General features: G+C 44.1%; 1 protein-coding gene. It reads left to right on the forward strand.

The features are described from left to right. Positions 1-298: 298 nt before the first annotated feature. The coding region (locus tag R7O12_RS27095) for a PAS domain-containing protein (RefSeq protein ID WP_318127148.1) at positions 299-1,018 on the forward strand (720 nt) is incomplete at its 3' end.

Here is a 1,018-nt window from a genome sequence, read left to right on the forward strand (position 1 = left end):
TTTTATCTGATATCCCCTTTGAAGCCTTATGGTTATTAGCCTGCTTAGATTTGTTTGTCGCAATTTTAATACATTTGATAAGCAATGGAATGCTTATTTGAAACTCGCCTATAATCAAATTAGTGCATAGTTAAAAGTGCATGTGCCGAGCATGCTCGAAGCAACATTCAAAACCACAAGGCTTAACCTGTTTACTTTCGAGTCATAACAGAGAATCTAAAGGTTCCTCAAACATCGACTGTGATATTGGGTTTTGAATGGAGAGCAAAAAGGCCGACCAAAATAAGGGGGCTAGGAAATGAGCGAATCACTAACGATTGCACAAGGACAAGTGCAGCACGCAGCCAATCACACTCAGGTCGTGGAATGGTCTTATGACATCTATACTCGTGAGTTTGAATGCGACCAACCAAGCATGGCCAATGCTTTTGGCTTCAAACGTCCGATTAACAGTTTAGATGAGCTGCTTCAATATATGTTGATGGGGCAGCAAGAGGCTTGTCGTCAACGCATTGCGGACGTCGAATTTATGGGTGGGCAAGGGCATTTTTCTTGCTGCTTAATGCCTAATGACGCCAAGCTCATTCATGTCACCATGAGTTTTGAAAAGCTCAACGAGCGGATTGTTCAAGGCACAATCATTCCTCAGCTGACCATCACTGGGTGTGAAGAGCTGGCGAAGATTCTTGAAACCATCTTCGATTTGCCAAACGTCGGCGTACTCGTTGCCGATGAAGACACGCGTATTCTTGGTTGCAATCGTGCCTTTGAGCTTCAGATGGGGTATCAAAATCGTGATCTCGTTGGGTTAAAAACCTACATCTTCAGCACTTCTCACCATAGCCAAGCGTTTTACGATCAGCTTTGGAAACACATTGATGAAGAAGGGTATTGGAGCGGCAATCTTCTTAGCCGCACAGCCAATGGCAGTAACCAAGCGCATCATTTGTGTATCTATCGCCTCACATTCAATTCAGGGCGTGTGCTTTTTCTCGGTTTTTCAACGGATATCTCGGCT

Source organism: Vibrio sp. Vb1574 (genome assembly GCF_033338675.1).